Consider the following 383-nt stretch of genomic DNA (forward strand, 5'->3'; position numbering starts at 1 on the left):
GCTTTAAGAAGTTCTCCTTCTTTTAAGCCTTCTTCTTTACCTTCTTGTCGTATTCTTATTTTCTCTTGATGATGTTGTATTTTGACAAGCTGTCTTTTACTCGCTGCTAATACTAGTTCTTCATCTTCATTGAACTGATCCATCTTTTCTTTCATCATGATAACCACCTCACTGTTTAAAGCTATTATATCATCTGTTATCCCATGATATAAAGTATAAATAGCTAATTCTATCTTGCTTAGATTCTTAAGCCCTTTTTCTCTTACAACAGCATCAATAAATGGAAGATAGATATTGTGATGAGTCAGCAGATTATGCTTTCTGACATGGTTTAGTTGATTACGTGGCATATAAGTATCAATCAAGAGAAGGTTGTCTCTATC

General features: G+C 33.2%; 1 pseudogene. It reads right to left on the minus strand.

Annotation, left to right across the window (positions count from 1 at the left end):
• Positions 1–383 (minus strand): annotated as a pseudogene (locus LJD32_RS15115) (hypothetical protein); the annotation flags it as partial.

Origin of the sequence: Faecalibacillus sp. TM498, assembly GCF_020589955.1 — a bacterium.
Taxonomy (GTDB): Bacteria; Bacillota_I; Bacilli_A; order Erysipelotrichales; family Coprobacillaceae; genus Faecalibacillus; species Faecalibacillus intestinalis.